Source organism: Corynebacterium sp. p3-SID1194 (assembly GCF_025144155.1).
Lineage (GTDB): Bacteria > Actinomycetota > Actinomycetes > Mycobacteriales > Mycobacteriaceae > Corynebacterium.
This window is the reverse complement of record NZ_JALXWY010000032.1, coordinates 1-7,411: the sequence shown is the minus strand read 5'-3', so window position 1 is coordinate 7,411 and position 7,411 is coordinate 1. Positions and strand designations below refer to the sequence as shown.

10 protein-coding genes and 2 pseudogenes are annotated in these 7,411 nt (G+C 61.6%); 2 read left to right on the top strand and 10 right to left on the bottom strand.

Annotated elements, in window-relative coordinates:
* From M3G19_RS11975 to M3G19_RS11660, 5 genes and pseudogenes are all read right to left on the bottom strand, one after another.
* Positions 1-222, bottom strand: a pseudogene (locus M3G19_RS11975) (enoyl-CoA hydratase-related protein); the annotation flags it as partial.
* A gap of 32 nt (positions 223-254) precedes the next feature.
* On the bottom strand, positions 255-437 hold the full coding sequence (locus M3G19_RS11675; RefSeq protein WP_259902773.1) for an enoyl-CoA hydratase/isomerase family protein: 183 nt from the start codon (positions 435-437) through the stop codon (positions 255-257).
* A pseudogene (locus M3G19_RS11670) lies at positions 430-615 on the bottom strand (polyphosphate kinase 2); the annotation flags it as partial. The pseudogene M3G19_RS11670 and the gene M3G19_RS11675, both read right to left, overlap by 8 nt.
* A 156-nt stretch (positions 616-771) precedes the next feature.
* Positions 772-1,122 (bottom strand): type II toxin-antitoxin system PemK/MazF family toxin, encoded by a 351-nt coding sequence (locus M3G19_RS11665; protein ID WP_259902772.1) that lies wholly within the window; start codon positions 1,120-1,122, stop codon positions 772-774.
* The gene (locus M3G19_RS11660) at positions 1,109-1,342 is read right to left on the bottom strand and encodes an antitoxin (protein WP_259902771.1); all 234 of its coding nucleotides are present in this window, start codon (positions 1,340-1,342) and stop codon (positions 1,109-1,111) included. The genes M3G19_RS11665 and M3G19_RS11660 overlap by 14 nt, the downstream gene beginning before the upstream one ends.
* 199 nt (positions 1,343-1,541) lie before the next feature.
* On the opposite strand from M3G19_RS11660, the gene M3G19_RS11655 reads away from it, so the two are divergent.
* Entirely contained in the window at positions 1,542-2,465 is a 924-nt protein-coding gene (locus M3G19_RS11655; protein WP_259902770.1) for a hypothetical protein, read from the top strand.
* An 82-nt stretch (positions 2,466-2,547) separates the two neighbouring features.
* On the opposite strand, the gene M3G19_RS11650 is transcribed toward M3G19_RS11655, so the two are convergent.
* The 5 genes from M3G19_RS11650 to M3G19_RS11630 form a co-directional block, all read right to left on the bottom strand.
* Complete coding sequence (locus tag M3G19_RS11650) at positions 2,548-3,099, bottom strand: type IV toxin-antitoxin system AbiEi family antitoxin domain-containing protein (RefSeq protein WP_259902769.1); 552 nt, start codon at positions 3,097-3,099, stop codon at positions 2,548-2,550.
* A 92-nt stretch (positions 3,100-3,191) separates the two neighbouring features.
* Complete coding sequence (gene tilS / locus M3G19_RS11645; RefSeq protein ID WP_259902768.1) at positions 3,192-4,121, bottom strand: tRNA lysidine(34) synthetase TilS; 930 nt, start codon at positions 4,119-4,121, stop codon at positions 3,192-3,194.
* A 5-nt stretch (positions 4,122-4,126) separates the two neighbouring features.
* A complete protein-coding gene (dacB, locus tag M3G19_RS11640; RefSeq protein WP_259902767.1) occupies positions 4,127-5,383 on the bottom strand; it encodes a D-alanyl-D-alanine carboxypeptidase/D-alanyl-D-alanine-endopeptidase in 1,257 nt (418 codons plus the stop codon).
* A 365-nt stretch (positions 5,384-5,748) separates the two neighbouring features.
* Positions 5,749-6,057 carry a BrnA antitoxin family protein gene (locus M3G19_RS11635; protein ID WP_259902766.1) on the bottom strand — a complete coding sequence of 103 codons (309 nt, stop codon included), beginning with the start codon at positions 6,055-6,057 and terminating at the stop codon, positions 5,749-5,751.
* Between the two features lie 16 nt (positions 6,058-6,073).
* Positions 6,074-6,343: a hypothetical protein gene (locus M3G19_RS11630; protein WP_259902765.1), complete on the bottom strand. Its 270-nt coding sequence runs from the start codon at positions 6,341-6,343 to the stop codon at positions 6,074-6,076.
* 290 nt (positions 6,344-6,633) lie between these two features.
* On the opposite strand from M3G19_RS11630, the gene M3G19_RS11625 reads away from it, so the two are divergent.
* The gene (locus tag M3G19_RS11625; RefSeq protein ID WP_259902764.1) at positions 6,634-7,131 is read left to right on the top strand and encodes an inorganic diphosphatase; all 498 of its coding nucleotides are present in this window, start codon (positions 6,634-6,636) and stop codon (positions 7,129-7,131) included.
* The last annotated feature ends 280 nt before the right edge of the window (positions 7,132-7,411 follow it).

Genomic DNA, 7,411 nt, shown 5'->3' with positions numbered 1-7,411 from the left:
CCCGCCCACCCCCCCGACGAGCGACGTCAGCAGTTCGACGATGGTGCCCTCCACCCCGATAGCCATGTCCGCCACTGGAATGGAGAAGAACGCCCTCTCGCCAACCACACGAATGCCACAGACCATTGCCAGCATCGCGCCCGCCCCGATAGCAGGCCCATTCACATACGCGATGACAGGCACAGGTGCCGCACGCACCGCGTTGAGCAGCTCTGTGAACGCCTCGAAGAACCCGCCCCCGAGCTTGTTCTCCCCTAGATCAGCGCCTGCGGAAAAGCCTTGCCCGCGCCGGTGAGCACAATAGCGCGGGAATGAGCGAACGAAGACTCAATCGCGTGGCGAAGGCCATGGGCCACCTCGACTGATAGCGCGTTCCTCTTCTCATCGCGGTCAATGGTCACGATGGTGACCTCGCCGTGGGTCTCGCTTTTAATCACCGATCTGGTCGCGGCCCCGTTTGACGATCTGCGGGTCCGGCTCCCCCACCACGTCGTGATCTTTGTTCGTGTACTCGAACTTGCTCAAGATGTAGCGCATCGCATTAATACGGGCACGCTTCTTGTCGTTGGACTTGATGGTCACCCACGGGGATTCATCAGTGTCGGTGTAGCGGAACTACTCGTCCTCCGGTATGAGGATCGCTTCCACGTCATCGCCGTAGCGGTGCGCGGGGACATCGAAATCTCTGCTTTCGCTCAGCCTCGTTCCTTCAGCCATACCGCCATCTTGCCAGAAGATCGCTTATCGACGACTCCCCCGCCCCCTCATTTCTCATCCCAATCCAAGGTGCAGTCGAAGCGTTTCGTCCACCTCTCCCAAAAGATCCGGCGGGACGATGCCCAGTTGCGGCCCAATCCGGCTCACATCGACAGCACGAATCTGCTCCGACTGAGCTTTTGAATCCTTGTTCAAGCCAGTTCGATCCTTCGGCAATAGAGTTTGAAAAAGATAGACCTTTTCCGTGTTGCTGGTGAGCGGCACAACGGCCACCACGCCTCTGTTCAATACAGCTACTTGGCGCACTGCTTGATCGTTACTGACAATGACAGCTGATCGCCGTTTTTTCGCCTCGGACCCAACCACCGGATCTAGCTCGACGAGCCGAATTTCACCACGCCTCATCGCCATCAATCCCGTCGCCGCTAAACCGTTCCCAGAATTCCTTTTCCGAGCTGCCTTCCCATTCAGAGAAGGCCTGCCCGTATTGCCACGCAAGCTCTTCTTTGCGCAGCGCATCAATAGCCTTTCGCATGGCTGCCGACCTCGTCCCCAGACTGTGGTCGCTTGCGTACTTGTCGAGAAAGTCCAGGTCTTTCTCCTCGACACTGATACTTATTTTCATACCCCCAATGCTACCGAAGCCGTTTATTCTTACTACTACTTAGACTTCTCCACACGTCAGAAGGTTCCGAGCTCGCTTGAAACTTCCCCTACCCCCGAATTAAAGGTGCCTTGGCATAAGCTGTAACAAAACTGAATGGTCGAGAGTTTATATGTGTGGAAGTTCCTCTCCCCTCCACCCTTCGATAGAAAGAAGCCCCATGCGTCACCGCTTCCTCACGGCCGCCGTCGCGACCTCGCTCGCGCTCTCCCTCTCCCCCGCTGTCGCCAGCGCCGACCCGGCACCACTCACCGGGGTCGAGCTGAACACCACGGTTGCGAACTCCGTCGCCGTCGACGCCACCTTCGACTACGGTGCCGCCCGCGAAACGGGTCTGCCGGCTCTGAAGAAGCTGCGCGGCGAGATGTGGGACCTCAACCCGTACTTCAACGACTCTTCGCAGCCCGGCTCCACACGCCTGCAGGAAGTCGCACGTCAGCACGGCCTTAAGACTAAAGAGGCGTACGTCAACGCCGTCGCCATCGACGACGGCATGACCCGCATCGCCATCCAGCGCGCCGGCGAGCAGTACGCGGATTTGAGCCACCAGCGCCCGGACGGATCGGATCTCTGGGGCGCAAAGGTGGACGGCCAACAAACCTGGGCGGAGTCCTTGGGAGGAGGAGCCTCCCTGGAGCATTCCATCATGCAGGGCTGGGGCCACGGCGAACTAGCTAAATTGAATAGCAACCGCGGAGCATACGCATCCGGCAACGGCCACCTTCACATGATGATCAACCCGAAGAACAAGTACTACGGCTTCGGCGAGGTCTTCATCCCCGGCACAAAGTGGGGCACCTACACGGCTGCGGCCACGAGCGAGACCCCGGGCATCAGCGCACCCATGGCCACGGGCATGCAGCGTGCATGGCTCTACCGCCCCGCCAAACCGGGTGAAAACCCGACCGGCTTGAAGCAGGGCACCCCGGGACCGGTGAAGAAGGCTCCGAGCGATTCGGCAGGTATCAGCACTGGACTCGGTGGCTCCAGCGAGGACATCAACAACATCATCGGAATCGTCTTCGGCATTCTGAGCCTGCTCGGTGTCGTGGCGAGCATCGCACGACAGCTGGGCCTGATCTAGAACTTCCAGCACCTGAAGGAGCGCGGCATCCCCGCGCTCCTTTTTCCCGTACAAGCGTGAGTCTGACGCCCCTCTTCACACCTTAGACATGAGCAAATTCCTCAAGAAGCGCGTTATGTTCTCTACGTAGAAGATAACCGTTTTCCCGGGCATCAAAGATTGCTTCTTCAACGCGCTCGCGCATTAATCCGGGCGCGGAAAGTCTGATCGCCTGGGCCACCGACTGACAGGGCAATCCGTGGTACAAGCGCGGCTCGTCGCCAGGCTGGGCTTTAATCACGTCGAGCACAGCTGGAAACTCACGCTGGTGACGGCGAGGGGAAGCAATAGTGACTTTCTGCGGATTCACGTCAGCCAACTCAAGCAGGGCCAACACGGAGTCTCCCGCCAAGTACGCCCCCTCCCCAACCATGAGCAACAGCTCCCTGAGCTGATCATGCTCTCCCGCCGGGAAAAACGGGTCCCTATAGACACCACGCGCGATTTTCACGAAGGCCCCCCGGCTTGCAAGCTTCCTTAATTCGACTTTCGGCACTCCATAGTGCTTAGCCAGTTCCGGTGTGAGGTAACCGTGATTCTCCCCGGCTGCGTAACGCAGCGCTTCGCGGTATGTACCAGAACCATCTCTCCACATACTTAAACCGTACCATTTTCAGTACGGTTTAAGCCTCGCACGAATGATCGCCCGAAATCGATCCAGAAAAGTACCTGCTCCGCGCCCCTGCTCTAGGTCAGCGTGAGCCTACCGTCGATGCGGGCAACGCTGTGGCCACCGCCAATCGTCACCGGGCCTTGACCGTGCCAGTCGGTGCAGAGGCGCTCGATATCCGCCAGCTGCGCACCGCCGATGGTTTGTTGCCCGTGCTCGCGCAGCCACGCGAGAATCCGGCGCTGGCGGACAGGCGCGGGATTGGCGGCCAAAACGGCGCACTCGTTGGTCGGGCTCAGGTCAGTCAACGACTCAAGGAGAGCCTGATCCGCGGCAACGCGCTCAGCGGCGCGGGCGAGCGCGGGCACGGCATCACCACCGATGAGATCACTCAGCTCCGGAATGACTGACGTGCGCACGGCGACGCGGCGGTAGGCGGGATCATCGTTCATCGGGTCGTGCCAGGGGTCCAAGCCGAGCTCCTCGCATGCGCCGACGGTATCCGCGCGGCGAACGGACAGAAACGGCCGGACCAACCGCGGGCCGGTGTCTAAGGCAGAGATCGGCGCCATGCCGGCGGGGTTGCCGCGCAAGGCACCGAGCAGGAGTGTTTCGGCCTGGTCGTCGAGGGTGTGGGCGACCCAGATATCGCGGCTGTCATCGCTGGCGGCGACTGAAAGCGCGGCGTAGCGGGCAGTGCGCGCGGCGGCTTCGACGCTCTCGCCCGGCGCGGCGTCGACGGACACGCGGACGATATCGGCAGGAACGCCCAGCTCAGCAGCCTGAGCGGCGGCACGGGCGGCCACATCAGCTGAGCCCGGCTGCAGACCGTGGTCGACAACGAGAGCGCGGACATCTTTGCCCTCGGCGGCGGCTGCGGCGACGAGGGCCAGTGAGTCGGGGCCGCCGGAGAGTCCGATGAGGGCGGGGGAAGTGAAGGGGCGGACGGCGCGTCGACAAGCGAGAAAATGCGGTGACTGGCGCGGCCAGAACGGAGCGTGCGACATAGGCGCTAGTACTGGCGGAGCGTCGACGTGAATTCGTCCATGAGGCGGCGCGCGGTGAGGATGTCGCTGTCGTTGCTGATCATGGCGAAGGTGTAGACGTTGCCGACCTCGGATGTGACCGTGCCGACGAGCGCCGACGTCCCCGTCAGCGTGCCCGTCTTCGCACGCACCCAAGCTTTGCCGGGCAGATCACCGTAGCGGTCATAAAGCGTGCCGTCGCCGCCCGCGATCGCCAGTGTCGGCAGCAGGTCACGGAGCTCGTCGGTGGAGGTGGCGCGGAGCATGATGTCATCGAGAAGGCGCGGCGGGATGAGATCGAAGCGCGACAGCCCGCTGCTGTCCGCCAACGTCACTCCGCTGATATCGAAACCGTGCTCAGTGAGCGTATCCAGCGTGGCCTGCGGCGATGTGCCGCCACGTTTGCGCGCCACCTCCCGGCCGATGGCTTCCGCCATGACATTGTCCGATTCCTTGACCATCTCGCGCATACGCTCGGTCAGCGGTGGCGACTCGACGCTGGCCACGACCTCGCCATCCTCCGGCGCGGGCCCGAAACCGACGGTCTGCGCACCGACCTTGTCAGCGAGCGCCTGTGCCACATCCAACGCCGGGGTGTGCGAACGCGGCACATCGCCGCTGGGCTCACCTCCGAGACGCGCGCCGTTGATCATCGCGGGTTCCATGGGGGCGATGAACCCGCCGTCAATATCCAGCGGATCCCAGCCCGGCATCTGGGTCTCTTCAGGCCACACCGACGTGTCGATGTGCACGGCGGAGGCATCGCCGACTTGGGCGGCGAGGTCGTCGATAAGCGACGGCGTCAGCCACACGTCTCCCGCGGCCTTGATGGTCACCGCATCACCTTTTCGCACGACCTCGGTTTTCAGCGTCGCGTCCGGCTCGAGCGTGTACAGCGCGGCCGCCGCGGTGAGCAACTTCGTCGAACTCGCCGGCTGCAACGGATCCCCCGCCGCCTGCTCGAAGACCGTCGCCCCCGTCGTGCCGTTGCTCACCCGCACGTGCAACTTCCCGAACGCCGGATTCGCCGCCTGCGCCCCTAGCGCTTCTTTCAGCTTCGCTTCGTCGATCGGTTCCGCCGACGCCGGCTCCACCGCCAGCGGCTCCGGCTCCTCCATCGCGTACGCCGGCGCATGGTTCAGCTCACCCAGCTCTTTTTGCACCATCACGCCAGTGCCCGCGGCACCCGCGACAGCCACTACCGCCACGGCGCCCACGGCCCACGGCCACACTCTTTTACTCATCAGGGTTAAGGGTACCTTGGGCGATTCAAGACACCTTCGCCAACGAGTCACAATCGGCAATCAGGAATAATGATCAATCATTGTTTCTGATCGTGCCTGGTCACCGTTTCGGAGAACTCCATCAAGGAAATCAGCGGGGATAATGGTGGCAGAGAGAGGAGGGACGACGATGACTTCGAAAATGACCAGGGAAGATAGACGACGGGAGTGGGCCAAACTTGCGGTCAAAGCTAGCGAGCAGACTGGCGAGCCACTTCCACAAAACTTTTACGAGCGCACTGGGATTCGACCTCCCAAGAGCGAATCTTTTCGCGCATACGTCAAGCGGACACCTCGCAAAAGAATATCTCGCACGGGAAACACCGCTAAGCTCCCCGGGCACCGGCAATCAGACTGCGGACATCCCGGACTCTGATGACCGCGTCATCGGCAACCGTCTCGGCAACCCCCGCCTCGATGAAGCGTCGGAGCACGACGCCGGTAGCCACGTTTTCCTCGCGCGCAATCTCGCGCACCGCCTCCAGCACCGCAGTGGGCAGACGCACAGTGAAAGCACTCATCGCTTCCGCACCTGACCGGTCACCGAAATCTGCCGGCGTCGCACGCTCGACAAACTCTGAGGTGTCGGTGTTGTCGTAGAAATCGCGCAACTTCGAAACATCCTCGCTGTGCATAGCTGTTCGCTTCCTCCTATCTTCTCGCCTTGAATGTGCGGGCTTCTTTCACCGTCATATCCCGCGACGTGACGACAAATTTTCGTCCGTCCTCCGAATCGGCCAATACGACCAAGAGCAAGCGGCCCGAATAGCTCTGCCCGTAAACGAGCGTCGTTCCTTCCCTTCCGTTAACCCACACAAGAGGCTCGCTCGATAGCACTTGCTCAACCTCAATGGGTGCGACCCCATGCTTAGCGATATGAGCTTCATTCGAATCGGTCCATTTCAGTTCAACATTCTTCACATCCCCGCCCCCTTGTGTACGTATCGTACACACCTCCCCGGTGTTGGACTCCCTCCGGCCGGCTACTTGCTCCACCCCCGGTTAGTCGCGTTTGAAACCGCCTTGCAAAACCGCAGGTGAAATGTTGCTCATGTTTCTTGTGGGATCTGAAACTCGAACGGGACTAACCGGATCGAGTGGGCAGGCGCGAAACCGCCCGAAACCGCCGCAAAGCCCAGGCGAACCCACCACCCCAGCCCGCAGGCTACGATGGTCCCCAGACTGACACCGCTATAGAAAAGGAGCGCCACATGGCTATTGAGGTCATCATTGAGATCCCGAAGGGTTCCCGCAACAAGTACGAGGTCGACCACGAGTCCGGCCGCGTCTTCCTGGACCGTTACCTGTTCACCCCGATGGCGTACCCGGCGGATTACGGCTTCATCGACAACACGCTCGCTGACGACGGCGACCCGCTCGACGCCCTCGTGATCACCCCGGAGCCAGTCTTCCCGGGTGTGACGGTCATTGCCCGTCCGATCGGTGTGTTCAAGATGACCGACGAGGCCGGCGGCGACGACAAGCTCCTCTGCGTCCTCGACGACGTCCGCTACGAGTCCTACCAGGACATCGACGACGTCTCCGACTTTGTCAAGGACGAGATCGAGCACTTCTTCGTCCACTACAAGGACCTCGAGCCGAACAAGGAGGTCTCCGGTTCCGGCTGGGGCGACAAGGCCGAGGCCGAGAAGATCCTCGAGGACTCCCTGAAGAACTTCAAGGCCAAGGGCGAGGAGACCGAGAACTAAAGCTTTCTCGCTTATCGACGATGCCCCGCGCGCACCCCACCGTGTCCGTGGGGCATCGTTGTTTCTGCCCCCTTAGCGGGGAAACATAGGACACCGACCAGCCCCCCTTTGCTCGTCATCGCCGTAATTTAGGCAGCCTCGCTAATCGAGTAGCTCGTTGCTGGACCGTTGACTCCGGTGTCACGCCACACCCTCAAGAAAGCAGGTAGCACCCCCGCCTAGTTGTGCCCCGCACGGCAAAGTGGTGGGGGGGGGCGGGGGGGGGCGCGCCCCCCCCCCC